This window comes from Streptomyces sp. NPDC052107 (genome assembly GCF_040680215.1).
Lineage (GTDB): Bacteria > Actinomycetota > Actinomycetes > Streptomycetales > Streptomycetaceae > Streptomyces.
Genome location: NZ_JBFAWG010000129.1, coordinates 1 through 14,115 on the forward strand (window position 1 = coordinate 1; position 14,115 = coordinate 14,115).

Sequence of the window (14,115 nt, forward strand, 5' to 3'; positions counted from 1 at the left end):
CTATCGTTCCCCGTACGCCCACCACAGCCCGAACACTCACTCATCCGCGCCAGAACACACTCGTACGCTGTTCCGCGGCAGCTGTTCACAACCCCTTCGTCGCCATGCTGGAGTCCGGCCGCACCTCCTGGTGCCGCCTGCTGGATGCCGTCCGGCTCGGCCCGGCCCGGCCGATGATGCTGCGGCCGCCGCCCAACTCCGCGACGTCATCGAACGGATCACGGCCGCAGGCCACTGGAGCGACGGCGCCCCGGAGTTGCTGATCGTCGCCGACGCCGGCTACGACCTGGCCCGCCTGGCTCATCTCCTCGCCGACCTGCCCGTGGAGGTTTGCGGCAGACTCCGCTCGGACCGCGTGCTGGCCCGGGACCCGGCCCCGCACAACGCCGGAACGCGGCCCGGCCGCCCACGCATGCATGGTGCCCCATTCGCTCTGGCCAGGCCGACCACCTGGGCAAGTCCGCGGACCGAAACCCGGACCGAAACCACGCGCTACGGCACCGCGATCGCCAGGGCATGGGACCGGCCCCACCCCCGGCTCACCCGCCGCTCGGCCTGGATCGCCGACCAGAGCGCCGAACTCCCCGTCCTGCACGGGCTGGTGGTGCGTCTGAGTGTCCAGCGCCTGCCCGGCGGGCGGGACCCCGAGCCGGTGTGGCTATGGTCCTCCCGCCCCGGCGCCGATCCCGGTCACGTTGACCAGCTGTGGCGGGCCTACCTGCGCAGATTCGATCTGGAACACACATTCCGCCTGTTGAAGCAGACCCTGGGATGGACGGTGCCCAAGCTCCGTGACCCGGCCAGCGCGGACCTGTGGACCACACTGATCATCGCCGCGCACACCCAGCTGTGGCTCGCCCGACCGGCCGCGCCGGACCTGCGCCGCCCGTGGGAACGACCTCTTCCCGCACACAAGTTGACGCCCGCCCGAGTGCGGCGAGGGTTTCGCAACATCCGCGCGAAGGCGGCCCGTCCAGCCGCTGCACCGAAACCCTCCCACCCAGGCCCAGGACGCCCCCGCGGATCGAGCAACCACACGAGAGCACCCCGCCACACGCCGGGAAAGACCGTCAAACGCGCCGAGACACTCAACCAGCACTACAGCCGCACAGGTTAAAGATCAAGCTAAGATCGGTTGAGATACGGCTTCTCACCACAACGTATGGCTCTGGGAGCGGGACTGGCTGCTCGACGTACCGCCCGAGCAGCCACCCAAGGAGGGCTCCGCCCCTTGCTGGAGCAGTTCCTCGCCCGGCGCATCCCTCCCCCCGTGGACCTGCCGACGGACCGGGCACCCACCCCGGCACAGACCGAGGCGGGACTGACCCGCCGTGGCAGGCCCACATCGGCTGGTGAAGACTTCGACGCTCTGCTACGGCTGCTGGGCCACGCGGGATCGGCAGGGTGCCCCACGACGTCGTCCGAGCCGCGCTGGAGGAGATGACGCGGGACTGGGCCGGCTCGCCGCGGTGGCCCGGGGTGGCCGGGTCGCCGGGTCCGGCGGCGGGCTGACGGGCTTGGCCTGTGCGCCGGCCGTTCGGCGTGGAGACGTGCGCTCGTGGGCGTGGCTGGTGCCGTGGGAAGCCCCGCCGAACTGCGGCGCTCAGGCCCGCTGGTCCGTCGCGCAGCCGTTGAGAATGAGGTCGAGGAGGCGTTGGGCCTGCTGGCGTTGTTCGGGCTTTCCCGAGGCCAGGGCGACGCCCGTGAGGGCGAGGAACATGTCGGCCGCGCCGATGTCCGACCGGATGGTGCCGGCGGCGGACCCGGCGTTCAGGAGTGAGGTGAGCGCGGTCATCATCAACTTGCGGCTGTGGCCGCAGGCGTTGAAGCCGGAGTCGACGACGGTTCGCAAGGTGTCGGCCATCCCCAGTCTGGCGGTGGCGTAGTCGATGAAGCGGCCCATCCAGACGCGGAGTGCCTCGTGCGGAGGCAGGGTCGCCAGGAGTTCGGGGACGGAGTCGCACAGCTGGCTCAGTTCGCTGCGGTAGGCGGCCTCGATGAGGACTTCCCGGGTCGGGAAGTTCCGGTAGAGGGTGCCGGTTCCCACGCCCGCTTCCTCGGCGATGCGATGGAGGCGCGCGTCCAGTCCCTGTTCTGCGAAGACGCGTATCGCGGTGGAGAGGATCTTCTCTCGATTGCGCCGTGCGTCGGCCCGAAGGGGGCGCCCGGTGTCTGAGGTCATGGGACGGCTCTTTCGTCGTGCACGTGTGCCGAATGCCGGACGCCCTGATCGCGGCGGTCAGGCGAGGGTTCCTGTGGTATGGACGATCTCGCCTCCCACCACGGTGAGCTCGGAGTAGAGCCCGGGGATACGGTCCTCCGGCACGGCGAAGCAGTCCTCGCTGAGCACCGCGAAGTCGGCATGCGTGCCGGGTCTCAGACGCCCGCGAGTGTTTTCCTCGTGGCTGAGCCAGGCGCTGCCCGTGGTGTAACACTCCAGGGCACGCTCCCGGGACATCCGGTGGTGAGCGGCGCGTCGCGGTATGCCGTCTGCGGAGTTTCCCGTGATCAGCCACCACAACGACAACCAGGGGTTGTGGGAGGAGGCACGGGTGGCGTCGGTCCCGGCCGCCAGGGGAATCCCGGTGGCGATCATGTCCGCGATGGGCGGTGTTGCGGTCATCGAACCGTCGCCCCAGGCCGCCTCCGAAAGGCCGGCCTTGAAGACCTGGTGGTCGTCCAGCACCACACCCGCACCCAACGCGGCGAGCCGGCGCAGGTTGCCCGCGCTGATGCGGTCGGCGTGGGACAGCGAGAACCGCAGCCCTCGCAGCGGGATCCGCTCGTTCACCGCTTCCCAGCAGGTCAGGATCCTGTCGATGGACTCGTCGAGCACCGCATGGATGTTCATCGGCCAGCCCTGTTCGGCGGCGCGGCAGGAGATCCGCTGGAGCTCCTCGGCGGCGTCGTCGGAGATCGAGAACTCCTCGAGCCCTTCGAAGTCGTGGCAGCCGTAGTGCACCACCTCACCGATGCCCGCGAAGCGCAGCATCGGGTCGCCGAACCGGGGCGGGGTGTGCCGCATCCACTCCTCGAGTTGCTTGTATTCCTGCCCGGGGTCCGCCGCGGACAGGAACAGCCGCATTCGCATCGACAGACCGCCGTCGCGCCAGAGGGCGAACAGCGGCTCGTACCGCTGCGGCGGCATGCCGAACCCGCCGGCGTCGACGATTCCGGTCAGCCCGAGGGCGTGCAGGTCGGCCAGCATCGCCGCGGTGGAGCGTCGTTCCCTCTCCGGTGTGACGGGTGGAATGGCGCCCAGGACGCGGTTGAACGCGCCCATGCCGAACACCCTGCCGGTGAGCTCGCCGGTCACCGGGTCGCGCTCGAGGTGACCGCCGTCGGGATCGGGGGTGGCGGCGTCGATGCCGGCCGCGTGGAGCGCCGCCGAGTTGAGCACTGCCACCTCGTACAGCGCCTGCACGTACACCGGGTGGTCCGGAGCGAGTGCGTCCAACTCGGCACGCGTGGGCTCGCGCGATTCGGCGAACTGGCAGGGGTGCCACCCGCCGACGACCCGGATCCATTCCCCGGGGCGCGCCGTCTCGACTGCGGCGCGAAGCCTGGCGAGCGCCGTCGGCAGGTCGGGTACGTCCGTCCAGCGCAGTTCGCTCGCCCAGGTCGCGCCGCCGCGCACGGCGTGCATGTGGCCGTCGATCAGGCCGGGAATCACGCGGCGGCCGCCAAGGTCGACGATGGTCGAGCGGCTGCCGGACAAGGCGCGGATCTCCGCGTCGCTGCCGTACGCCACCACCCTGCCGTCGCGCACGGCCAGTGCGGTCGGTTCGGGTCCCATCTGTCGGGCACCGCCCGGCCAGACGAGCCCGTTGAGGAAGATCCGGTCGGCGTGTGCGGTGTCGGGTGATGTGTCCATGAAACAACCTCGTCGTTGTCGATCGCGCGTCGCCCGGGTACGGGTCAGGCGCGAGGCCGGGGCGCCGATGCGGCCGTGGAGCGGGGGCCGGACCAGGACTGCAGAAGGCGGTCCCGGGAACTGTGTGCGCGTCCTCGTACAGCCCGCAGGTCGTGCCCGGATATCCGTCCGCCCTGCTTGACCACCCGGCCTGCGATCAGCACGGTGTCGACGTTCTCGTTGTCGGCGAGGGTGATGGCCGCGGACACGCTGTTCACGGGCGACAGGTTGGGCCGGTCGGTGTCGAGCAGGATGATGTCGGCCTGCTTGCCGGGGGTCAGCGACCCGATCCTGCTTTCCAGCCCGAGGGTGCGCGCGCCTTCGATCGTGGCCATCCGGACCACGTCCCGGGTGCTGATCGTCAGCTCCGGCAGCGTCTCGTCGCGGGAGAGCGCGGCATGGTGCTGCCAGCCGCGCTCGGCTTCGAGCGTGCCGCGCATTTCGGCGAAGAGGCTGCCCCCCACTCCGGAGACCACGTCGATGCTCAGGCTCGGCACCACCCCCGCCGCGCACAGCCGCCCGGTCGCCGGATAACCGTGCCCCATCTGCATCTCCACGCGTGGCGAGATCGAGGCATGTCCCCCGGTGTCGGCGATCAGCCGCAGTTCGGCGTCGGTGCAGGTGTTGCAGTGGACGAAGATCAGATCGGGGCCCAGCAGACCGCGTCGGTGCAGTTCCGTGATCGACCGCTGCTTGCCCAGTGCGCCGACGCCCACGTGCATCGAGGCGCGGATGCCCAGTTCGCGGGCCAGTGTGAGATCGGACAGCGTGTCCTCGACCGGCCCGAACTCCGGACCCATGCTGGCCAGCGCGAACGTGACCAGTCCGCCCCCGGAGGAGAAGTAGCGCTCCGCCACCCTTGTCACGTCACGGGCGTACCAGTCGGCGGGCGGCCCTCCGGGGTTGCCGTAACCGAACACCGCCCGGATGCCGGAGTCGACGAGTCCGCGTACGGCCTCGTCGGCGTGATCCGGGCTGCGCATGATGTGGGCCCAGTCCATGACGGTGGTGACACCGGCATCGATGGCCTCCATCGCGCCGAGCAGTTCGGCCACGTACACGTCGTCCGGGGAGAACCTCGGCCCCAGTTCCAGCAGCATGTGGTCGATGTACTGGCCGAGGGTCCAGTCCGCCGCGAGCTGCCGCAGCGCGGCCTGCCACAGATGCCGGTGGGTGTCGATCAGCCCCGGCAGGACGATCCGGTCGGTGGCGTCGATGATGTGCGCATCCGTCGCCGGGATGTGCTCGGCCACGGCCACGATCGTGTCGTCTTCCACCAGCACGTCACCGCGGGGCAGTTCGCCGATGTCGGGGTCGACGCTGTAGATCGTGCCACCTTTGATGAGCGTTCTATGAGTCATCGTTGACCTTTTTCGTTACTCGGACGGCCGTGTCGTCAGCGCCAGATACGGGTGTCGGGCGGCACGTCACCGATGGTGAGCACCGTGCCGGCGGTGACGATTTCGAAGGCGTCCGGGACGAGGTCGGCGACGGCCTTCTTGAGCGGGAATCCGCTGCAGTGCATGGGAGCGACCAGCCGCGGCTCGTAGGCGGCGAGCGCCTTGGCGGTGTTGTCGATCCGGTTGGCGCTGATGCCGGGGTGTCCGGTGTGGAATCCGCCGAGGACGCCGTAGAGCTTGTCGGTGCCGGTGATGGCCCGCATGTGTTCGATCGAGCTGACGACCCCGCGGTGTCCGCACGGGTCGATGACGATCAGCCCGTGACCCTCGACGTCGATGCCGAGGACCTGGTGGTCGTTGATGCCGTCCGCCTCCACGCGGCCGTCCGCGTGCACGCACAGGCGTCCGGCGGGGGCTTCGAACTCGAAGTCGGCGGTGGTCTGCATCTCGCCCGAGGTGAGCAGGCCAGGGCCGAGCGGGATGGAGTTCCGTGCCTCCATCAGGTGGCCGCCCGATGCCCGGATTCCCTCCCGTGTCAGCCCGATGTTGATCATCGGCAGGGTGGTGTGCGGCTTGACGATCATCCGCGGGTTGAACGCGTCCGGATGCGCGACGACCGGGGTCGGGTGGCCGATCGCCTTGAGGACTCCGTTGATGCCGCCGAAGTGGTCGGGATGGCCGTGGCTGAGTACGACCGCCTCCACCTCGTTCAGGTCCACGCCGAGGTGTCGCGCGTTGTGCAGCACCACCTCGGATGTCAGTCCGGCGTCGAACAGGATCGTGGTGGAACCGTTCTCGGTGAACGTCTCCACGAGGAAGCACAACCCGTTCTCGGCGAGCAGTTCGCCATACCGGGAATTGAAGTGCTGATCCATGTTGTAGCGGCGTACGCGGGGGGTCGACGGCAGAAGGATGTCGATGAAGTTCTCGTCGAGAACGGTGATGCGGGCGCCGGCGCAGCGCGTCATGGTGTCGCCTTTCTCAGTGGTCGTGGGCGGCCTCAGGGAACGATGACGACGCGGCCGGAAACCTGTTCCGCCACCGCCGTGTAGGCCTTGTGTCCCTCATCGAGGCCGAACTGGTGCGCGACCGGCAGTGGCCGGAACTCGCCGCGCTCGAAGTAGGGGGTGAGAACGGCCAGACGCTCGGCCGACTCCGTGACGTCGAGCTTGCGGCTGTCCGCACCCAGCATCCGGGCCTCGCGGTGGTAGAAGTCCGGCAGGTTGATCTCCACCGTGGGTGTGCCGACCGCGCTGATGACCACCAGTCTGCCCCGCTGGGCCAGCGAAGCGAGGGCCGCGGCGGTGGTGACGCCGCCGACTGCGTCGTAGACGACCTCGGCTCCCCGGCCGCCGGTGTGCGCGAGCAGGGTGTCGGCCACGGCGTCCGCGTCGGGGGTGAAGGGAACGAACGCGTCGATGATCTCCGCTGCCGGGGTGCCGTCGGCGGGGGGAACCCGGTCGACGCCGAGCACCCGGGCCCCGCGGGTCCGCGCGATCTGGGCGACGGCGCCGCCCACCCCGCCGGAAATGCCGAAGACGACGACGGTCTCACCTCGGCTCAGGTGCGCGATCTCGACGGCACCGAGCCAGCCGATCACGAAGTTGACGCCGACCGCCGAGGCCTCCTCGAAGCTCAGTGCTGCCGGCTTGCGGGCGAGTGCGGTGACCGGCACACGGATGTACTCCGCGTGCGAGCCGTCCAGGGTGAAGCCGACGTCGCCGCCGGTGCCCCACACCTCCACGCCGCGCCACTGCGGTGGACCGTCGACGACGATGCCGGCGAAGTCGCGGCCGGGCACGCGGGGCAGCACCGTGCCCTCCATGATGCCGGCGACGTTCTTCAGGTCGGAGGGGTTGACCGAGGCCGCCCGGACGGCGACCACAGCCGTGCCGTCGGTGGCCAGGGGATTGGGCAGTTCGGCGACCCGCAGGACGTCGGGGCCTCCGAACTGGTCGAAGCGTAGCGCGCGCACGCAGGTGTCCTTTCTGGGCTGATGGTCAGCGGGTGGTACGTCCGGTGCGGTGTGGTCACCCTCGAGCCGGGGCGAGGGTGAAGGTCCACTCGACGGTCTGGAAGGGCTCGGACATCACGATGCCGTGCGGCGCGGTCTCGCCGGCCTCGTGCTGGACGAAGTCGGCGACCAGCGAGCGCTTGGCGCCGAAGACAGCGTCCCGCTCCAGGTACGGGTCGTCGCCGCGGAACAGCATGGTGACCAGCGGTTCGTAGCCTTCGGCGTGGAGCCAGAAGTGGATGTGCTCGGGCCGCATCGGCGAGCGCCCGGCGGCGCGGAGGATCTCGCCGCAGGGTCCGTCGGTCGGGACCGGGTAGTACCGCGGCACGATCGAGCGGTACCAGAACCGTCCGTCGTCGTCCGTGTCCAGTAGCGCCCGCATGGCGGGCTCGCCGTGCAGCTTGTCCGCCTGCTGCACGTCGTAGAAACCCTCACTGTCGCTGTGCCAGGTGTCCACGTCCGCGCCGACCACCGGCCGCCCGTCCGGGTCCACCACCGTGCCGCTGAAGAACAACGGCATGCCCGCGACACCGCCGGAGATGTCGGCGCCGTTCTCCGCGCGTGGCCGGCCTTCCACATAGAACGGGCCGAGCAGGGTGGAGTCGGTGGCAGAGCCGTTGCCGTGGTTGATCTGGTCGACCAGGACGCTGAGCCCCAGGATGTCCGAGAGCAGCACGAACTCCTGCCGGGTCGGACTGGAGATGCGACCGACCCGCTCCAGGAAGTCGACCGCGGTGAACCATTCCTCACTGGTGAGTCGGACCTCGCGGGCGAAGTCGTGCAGATGCTGGACGAGCGTCACGAAGACCTCGCGCATGCGCTCCTTCGTGCACCCCTCAAAGGTCTGCTGAACGGCGACTGTGATCGTTTCCTCGGTCAGATCGATGGACATCGCTCGACTCCCTTCTGTCCGCGTCCTTGCCGAAAAGCATCAGACGGGAGGCTTCATCTCGTCTAGCGAAAGCTTTAGATGGTCAACATCTCGATGTGAGATATTCGAAGGATGGAGCTACGTCAGCTGGAGTACTTTGTCGCCGTCGCCGAGGAACGCAGCTTCTCTCGGGGTGCCGAGCGGGCCCATGTCGTGCAGTCGGCAGTGTCGACGGCCGTCGCGAAGCTCGAACGCGAGCTCGATATGCAGCTTCTCGACCGGGCCGGGCACCGGATCACGCTGACCCCCGCCGGTGCCGCATTCCTCACCGAGGCCCGCAGCACCCTGGCCGCAGCCCGGCGTGCGAGGAATTCGGTCGCGCAGTACCGGGAGCAGCTCGGCGGCAGCGTCGACCTCGGGATCCTGATGTCCTCCGGGCCCCTCGACCTGCCCGCTGCGCTGGGCCGCTTCCACACCCGCTATCCTCTGGTGTCGATTCGGCTGCACCAGGGCGTCACCGGCACAGCCGCGCACCTCGCCGCCGTCGTGGACGGTTCACTCGACCTCGCCCTGGTCGCGGCCACCACGGCATCGAGGCAGGTCACCCTTCGTCCGGTCGCCCGCGACCCCATGGTCCTGCTCTGCCGACCCGACCACCGGCTCGGCGACCGCAGCCAGATCCACGTGGCGGACCTTGCCGAGGAAACGGTCGTGCGCTTCGCCGCAGGCTGGGGTATCCGCCTCGAGACCGACGATGCCTTCGCCGCCGCAGGCATCGCCCCGGACGCCCCCTACGAGGTGGCCGACTACGACACCGCCGCCGGTCTCGTCCGCAACGGGCTCGGCATCAGCCTGATGCCCGCCACGCCGGCCGGCCACTACACGGACCTCCGCGCCGTTCCGATCAGTCCCACCATCACGTGGACGCTGTCACTGGCCACCACGGCGGAACTCCCCATATCTCCCGCGGCGGTGGCGATGGCCGACACTCTGCTCGAGGCGTGCCCGCCTTCCTGATGGCCGAGGGGCCGTTCCGAGAGGGTGTTGCCGTCACCGGCATGCGGGGGTGAGGTCTCGCGGCGCTGCGAGTCCGGCGGCCGGCGAGGTCGGGGCGGGAATTCGTCGGCGACCGGTGACCGGTGCCGTCGCTCGTCGCCCCGCACGGCCTGGATCGGCCTTGGCCTAAAGGCACCGTCACAGTCCTGACCGCTCCACCGACCGGCGCTGGCCATCGGTACCGCGTCGTCGAACAGGAGCACCGTGACCACCCTCAGCATGCCCGCAGCCGCCCGAGCCGTCCAAGCTGCTAAGGCTCCGGCTGCGCCGCGTTCGGTGGTGCTCGGCATCGACACCCACAAGGACGCGCACGTCGCCGCCATCCTTGACCACCTTGGCGCGCTGCTGGACACCGGAGAGTTCCCGGCCACCGCGGCTGGCTACCGCCAACTTCTGGACTGGGCAGGCCAATGCGGGACCGTGCTGCGGGCCGGGGTGGAGTGCACCGGATCCTACGGCGCCGGTCTGACCCGCTACCTCGCGACCCAGCGGGTGGCAGTGGTTGAGGTTAACCAGCCCGACCGATCCACCCGGCGCCGCCGCGGCACGACCGACGCCATCGATGCCGAGGCTGCCGCCCGGGCCGCGCTCTCGGGCACCGCCCGGGCACTACCGAAGAGCGGCGACGGGCAGGTGGAAGCACTGCGCATCCTCCGGCTGGCGAAGAACTCCGCGGTCAAGGCGCGCACCCAGGCGCTCAACCAGCTCAAGGCAGTGCTGGTCAACGCTCCATCCGCGCTGCGCGAGGAGTTGGAGCCGCTCTCCACTTGGCTCCTGGTCAGCCGCTGCGCGGAGCTGGTCGACCCCCGCGGTGACGATCCGGCCGCCGACACGGCGGTCTTCACGCTCCGGCTGCTCGCACAGCGCGTCTTGAGGCTTCGGCAGGAAGTCACCGAGCTCGGGCGGCGAATGACCACAGCGGTCAAGGCCACCGCGCCCAGTCTGCTGGCACGGTTCGGGATCGGGCCGGACAGCGCGGCGGCCCTGTTGATCGCAGCCGGCGACAACCCTGAGCGGCTGGGCAGCGAGGCATCCTTCGCCGCGCTCTGCGGCGTCAGTCCAGTCGAGCAGTCCTCGGGCAAGAGCCGGCGTCGCCGGCTCAACCGGGGCGGGGACAGACAGGCCAACGCCGCCTTGCACCGCATCGTGGTCACCCGCAATGCGACAGGACGAACGCACCCGCGTCTATTTCGAGCGGCGCACCGCCGAAGGAAAGGGGAAGCGCGAGGTAATGCGCTGCCTGAAACGCTACGCAGCCCGCGAGGTTTATGCCCTGATACTCGCCGACATGGTCACATGCCACCAGCGGCCTGATGATCCAGCGACCCTCACGACCGCAGCTTGACGAACATAGGGGCATCAAACACCACCGCCACGGCCTGCACGTCCTCGCCCTGACCGACGAACGGGGCCGGATGATCTGGATCTCCGCGGCTCGGCCCGGCCGCACTCACGACATCACCGCCGCCCGCCATGACCGCATCCTGTCCCACCTACGCGCCGCCGGCCTCGGCGCCCTGGCCGATCTCGGCTTCCTCGGCCTGGACGACGACCCGGATGACCCCCGTGGTCGCCACCGGCTTCCAGGCCACCCGCGCCCCCAACTCACCACCAGCGAAAAGGAAGCGAACCGGGCGCTCGCCGCCGCACGCGCCCCGGTCGAGCACGGCTTCGCCCATCTCAAGAACTGGCGGATCCTCACCAAGCTCCGCACCGATCCCGCCCGCGCGACCGGCCTGCCGCGCGCCCTGTTCGTCCTGACGAACCTCGAAGGAGCCCGCTGACGGATGATCTACACCCGAGACATCCGCCCAACACCAGCATGACCACCCCGAACGACCCTCACGCCACCACCCTGACCAGCTACTTCAAGAGGGCGCAGCTTCACTGAAGCTCGCAGCCACGGAGCGTCACGGAGTCCACGTAGGTTTCCGAAGCTCGATCAACGGTTACCGGAAAGTCATATTCGGCGCGGTACGGCTCCGTCCTGCCAGCGGTAGAGGTCGCGCAGCAGGGAAATCTCGGCGCCGTGATGGATCAGCTCCCTGTTGACGTGCAGGACGATGCCCTCCATGGGAAACCGCTCGGGACCCACCGTGGGCGGATTCTCCAGGTCAGCGTCCGAGAGCTCGCGGACCCCCGCGTTCCATCTCCCATACATCTCATCGAGCTGTTTTAGCGCCTCGTCAGCGGTCCCCGCGTAGGCGAATGTCTGGGAGTCGACGTCCTGGCCGCCGAAGTGCCATCCGACCCGATAGCCCAGGCAGGAGACGATGATGTGCGCCAGCCGCCAGGCAATCGTGGTCACCGGCGCCGGCACCGGGTCAGGAGACGCGGAGTCCATCGTCCATTCCCCCGAACCTGCCGACATCGGTGCGGCCGACGTGCCACGGGGGCGGATGCTCCAGCAGCCACTCACCGGCTCCCAGAAGTACTCCTCATCGGCAAGACCGTGCAGCCGCGGCCGCAGGTTCTTGTGCCAGTGCCGGTCGAGCTGGTCCGCGATTCGCTCGCTTCTTGTCATTTCCGCACACTACATACAACGAAGACCTGGCTGCGACCCTCGCGGACGCCGTCGCCGGCCATGGGCCGCGAGAGCGTACCGCGCCGGGAGATGACGCTGGGGGCTGATGTGCCCTTCGGGCCGCGCAGCCGCGAGCGGCTGTTTGACAGTAACAACCCGGCTGGCTCGATCTAGGGCGTATTTCAGAAATGCGGTGAGGACCGTGCAGTCGCAAGCTCGGTATTGGTGTCACGGGCAGCGCATTGACGGGGTTCAGGATGCGAGGCGTTGGCCGAGATCATTCTCGCGAGCTGCGCTGTGGACTGGGGGTGCTGGCGTCGGCTTTGTTCGGTGGACTAGGTTGTGGGGGTGACTACCGGGACGGCATTGCGCCACACACGGATCGGTGACCCGGTGCTCTTCTGAGCGCCGTGCGGGCCAGTGCGGGCCCGCTGTTCGATCGAGGATCTTGCGCTGCTGCGCGGGCTCCACCTCCGTCGTGTTGATCACAGGACACATCAACCACGACAGGAGAGTTCATGGCCACCAAGATGCTGCAGATTCCCACCGCGGACGGCCAGGCCGATGCCTTCGCCGCCTTCCCCGACGACGGCGAGCGGCACCCAGGGGTGCTGATGTACGCGGACGGCTTCGGCATCCGGCCCGTGCTGCGGGAGATGGCCCGCGAACTGGCCGACCACGGGTACTACGTGCTCGTCCCCAACTTCTTCTACCGGCACGGCCCGGCACCTGTGGTCGAACTTCCCGAGCACATCGGAGAAGAGGCCCGGACCGCGGTCATGGGTCGGCTGATGCCCCTGATTGAGGCGCACACCATCGAACGGACCCTGCGCGACGCCGACGCCTACCTCAGATTCCTCACCACCCAGCCCGAGGCCAGCGCCGGACCCGTCGCGGTGACCGGCTACTGCATAGGCGGCCTCCTGGCGGTGCGCACCGCCGCGGCCCACCCCGGCCAGGTGGCCGCCGTCGCCGGATTCCATGCTCCAGTGGGCGCCGCCGGGCCCGACAGCCTGCGCCGCCTCACCGCCCAGGTCCACTTCGGCCACGCCGAAACCGACCTGACGCCCGAGGCCCTCGCCGAACTCAACCAGGCCCTGGACGCCGCGGGTGTCGACTACACCTCTGAGATCTACCCCGACACCGTCCACGGCTTCACCATGGCCGACACCGACGCTTTCAACCCCGCCGCACTGCAGCTTCACTGGGACCACCTGCTCCCTCTCCTCGGCCGCACTCTGGCCGACTGTTGAGGCTCCGGTCCGGAATCCGAACCTGAAGTGCACGGCTCCGCAGTCCTGGGGCGTGTTGCGAGAGTGCTGGTCACAGCCACTCATTGATGGCCGCGACCAGCACGGTTGCTTCGTAGCGGACGGCAAGCTTGTCGTATCTCGTGGCGACCGCGCGGTGGCGTTTGAGACGATTGATCCCGCACTCCACCGCGTGGCGCTCTTTGTAGTCGGCCGGATCGAACTTCGGCGGACGGCCACCGCGAGAGCCACGCTTCTTGCGGTTGGCGATCTGATCGCGTTTCTCCGGGATGGTGCAGCGGATCCCACGACGGCGCAGGTAGCCGCGGTTCGCCCGAGAACCGTAAGCCTTGTCAGCGCGGACCTTGTCCGGCCGGGTCCGAGGTCGGCCCGACCCGAACCGGGGCACGCGAATGCGGCCGAGGACGACCTGGAACTGCGGGGAGTCCCCGCGCTGCCCGGCCGTGATCACCAGAGACATCGGCTTCTGGGCCTGCTCGACCGCCAGGTGCAGTTTGGTGGTCAGCCCGCCCCGGGAGCGTCCGAGCCCGTGGTCCTCGGGCTCGGTGAACACCCCGCCGGGCGGCTCGACCTGGAGATCCCCCTTTTGCGGGCGCCGGCCGCGTGCTGGTGGGCGCGGGCGATGGTGGAGTCCACCGAGACGTCCCAGGTGATCAGACCCTTTGCATCGGCCCGGGCCTGGAGCTGTTCGAGGATGCGGTGCCAGGTGCCGTCGCGCTGCCAGCGGCGGAAAAGTCCGTACACAGTCCCCCACGGCCCATAGCGTTCCGGCAGGTCCCGCCACGGTATGCCGGTCCGAGTACGAAACCGTATCCCGTTGATCAACTGCCGTTTGGTGTGCACTGGCGGGCGTCCGGACTTGATGCCCTTCGGCAACAGCGGCTCCAGCACCGCCCACTGAACTTCTGTCAGATCTCCCCGAGCCACGAGACGTGATCATCGCATGACCTTGATCCACTTCTGAAACACGCCCTAGAAGGCTCATGAAGATCTTGGTGAGGGGCTGTCCGGCCGTAGGCCGGGCAGCCCCTGTTCGCTATGCGGTGGCAGGGGCGAGTTGCCAGGT

The 14,115-nt window shown here is 69.1% G+C and carries 11 protein-coding genes and 2 pseudogenes; 5 read left to right on the forward strand and 8 right to left on the reverse strand.

The features are described 5' to 3' along the window. Nucleotides 1-95 precede the first annotated feature (95 nt). Nucleotides 96-1,117 (forward strand): annotated as a pseudogene (locus tag AB0M27_RS43455) (transposase); the annotation flags it as partial. 486 nt (nucleotides 1,118-1,603) lie between these two features. On the opposite strand, the gene AB0M27_RS43460 reads toward AB0M27_RS43455, so the two are convergent. Genes AB0M27_RS43460 through AB0M27_RS43485 form a run of 6 tightly spaced genes read right to left on the reverse strand, consistent with a single transcriptional unit; the run spans nucleotide 1,604 to nucleotide 8,219 of the window. Further along, on the reverse strand, nucleotides 1,604-2,182 hold the full coding sequence (locus tag AB0M27_RS43460; protein WP_365731053.1) for a helix-turn-helix domain-containing protein: 579 nt from the start codon (nucleotides 2,180-2,182) through the stop codon (nucleotides 1,604-1,606). A gap of 57 nt (nucleotides 2,183-2,239) precedes the next feature. Continuing rightward, nucleotides 2,240-3,874 carry an amidohydrolase gene (locus tag AB0M27_RS43465; protein WP_365731055.1) on the reverse strand — a complete coding sequence of 545 codons (1,635 nt, stop codon included), beginning with the start codon at nucleotides 3,872-3,874 and terminating at the stop codon, nucleotides 2,240-2,242. 44 nt (nucleotides 3,875-3,918) lie between these two features. Further along, a complete protein-coding gene (locus AB0M27_RS43470) occupies nucleotides 3,919-5,274 on the reverse strand; it encodes an amidohydrolase family protein (RefSeq protein ID WP_365731058.1) in 1,356 nt (451 codons plus the stop codon). Nucleotides 5,275-5,309: 35 nt separating this feature from the next. Further along, nucleotides 5,310-6,281 (reverse strand): MBL fold metallo-hydrolase, encoded by a 972-nt coding sequence (locus AB0M27_RS43475; RefSeq protein WP_365731060.1) that lies wholly within the window; start codon nucleotides 6,279-6,281, stop codon nucleotides 5,310-5,312. A gap of 32 nt (nucleotides 6,282-6,313) precedes the next feature. Next, complete coding sequence (locus tag AB0M27_RS43480; protein WP_365731062.1) at nucleotides 6,314-7,288, reverse strand: zinc-binding alcohol dehydrogenase family protein; 975 nt, start codon at nucleotides 7,286-7,288, stop codon at nucleotides 6,314-6,316. 55 nt (nucleotides 7,289-7,343) lie between these two features. Next, nucleotides 7,344-8,219 carry a dioxygenase gene (locus tag AB0M27_RS43485; protein ID WP_365731064.1) on the reverse strand — a complete coding sequence of 292 codons (876 nt, stop codon included), beginning with the start codon at nucleotides 8,217-8,219 and terminating at the stop codon, nucleotides 7,344-7,346. A 111-nt stretch (nucleotides 8,220-8,330) separates the two neighbouring features. Here AB0M27_RS43485 and AB0M27_RS43490 point away from each other — a divergent pair, with 111 nt between their 5' ends. The 3 genes and pseudogenes from AB0M27_RS43490 (at nucleotide 8,331) to AB0M27_RS43500 (ending at nucleotide 11,038) form a co-directional block, all read left to right on the forward strand. Further along, complete coding sequence (locus AB0M27_RS43490; protein WP_365731066.1) at nucleotides 8,331-9,215, forward strand: LysR family transcriptional regulator; 885 nt, start codon at nucleotides 8,331-8,333, stop codon at nucleotides 9,213-9,215. Nucleotides 9,216-9,473: 258 nt separating this feature from the next. After that, a pseudogene (locus AB0M27_RS43495) lies at nucleotides 9,474-10,599 on the forward strand (IS110 family transposase). After that, nucleotides 10,568-11,038 carry a transposase family protein gene (locus AB0M27_RS43500; protein WP_365731069.1) on the forward strand — a complete coding sequence of 157 codons (471 nt, stop codon included), beginning with the start codon at nucleotides 10,568-10,570 and terminating at the stop codon, nucleotides 11,036-11,038. Before AB0M27_RS43495 ends, AB0M27_RS43500 begins: the two are co-directional and overlap by 32 nt. Before the next feature lie 176 nt (nucleotides 11,039-11,214). On the opposite strand, the gene AB0M27_RS43505 is transcribed toward AB0M27_RS43500, so the two are convergent. Next, a complete protein-coding gene (locus AB0M27_RS43505) occupies nucleotides 11,215-11,778 on the reverse strand; it encodes a DinB family protein (RefSeq protein WP_365731071.1) in 564 nt (187 codons plus the stop codon). A gap of 518 nt (nucleotides 11,779-12,296) precedes the next feature. On the opposite strand from AB0M27_RS43505, the gene AB0M27_RS43510 reads away from it, so the two are divergent. Continuing rightward, the gene (locus tag AB0M27_RS43510) at nucleotides 12,297-13,031 is read left to right on the forward strand and encodes a dienelactone hydrolase family protein (RefSeq protein WP_365731073.1); all 735 of its coding nucleotides are present in this window, start codon (nucleotides 12,297-12,299) and stop codon (nucleotides 13,029-13,031) included. A 70-nt stretch (nucleotides 13,032-13,101) separates the two neighbouring features. On the opposite strand, the gene AB0M27_RS43515 is transcribed toward AB0M27_RS43510, so the two are convergent. Continuing rightward, nucleotides 13,102-13,976, reverse strand: a protein-coding gene (locus AB0M27_RS43515) for an IS5 family transposase (RefSeq protein WP_365731075.1) whose coding sequence is annotated in 2 segments (ribosomal slippage) — nucleotides 13,102-13,629 and nucleotides 13,632-13,976 — 873 coding nt in all. Because the reading frame shifts where the segments join, the coding sequence is not laid out codon by codon here. Nucleotides 13,977-14,115 lie beyond the last annotated feature (139 nt).

Excerpts from the sequence above, each read along its gene's own strand:
- AB0M27_RS43460 (WP_365731053.1), bottom strand. The coding sequence starts at position 2,182 with ATGACCTCAGACACCGGGCGCCCCCTTCGGGCCGACGCACGGCGCAAT.
- AB0M27_RS43465 (WP_365731055.1), bottom strand. The coding sequence starts at position 3,874 with ATGGACACATCACCCGACACCGCACACGCCGACCGGATCTTCCTCAAC.
- AB0M27_RS43470 (WP_365731058.1), bottom strand. The coding sequence starts at position 5,274 with ATGACTCATAGAACGCTCATCAAAGGTGGCACGATCTACAGCGTCGAC.
- AB0M27_RS43475 (WP_365731060.1), bottom strand. The coding sequence starts at position 6,281 with ATGACGCGCTGCGCCGGCGCCCGCATCACCGTTCTCGACGAGAACTTC.
- AB0M27_RS43485 (WP_365731064.1), bottom strand. The coding sequence starts at position 8,219 with ATGTCCATCGATCTGACCGAGGAAACGATCACAGTCGCCGTTCAGCAG.
- AB0M27_RS43490 (WP_365731066.1), top strand. The coding sequence starts at position 8,331 with ATGGAGCTACGTCAGCTGGAGTACTTTGTCGCCGTCGCCGAGGAACGC.
- AB0M27_RS43500 (WP_365731069.1), top strand. The coding sequence starts at position 10,568 with ATGATCCAGCGACCCTCACGACCGCAGCTTGACGAACATAGGGGCATC.
- AB0M27_RS43505 (WP_365731071.1), bottom strand. The coding sequence starts at position 11,778 with ATGACAAGAAGCGAGCGAATCGCGGACCAGCTCGACCGGCACTGGCAC.
- AB0M27_RS43510 (WP_365731073.1), top strand. The coding sequence starts at position 12,297 with ATGGCCACCAAGATGCTGCAGATTCCCACCGCGGACGGCCAGGCCGAT.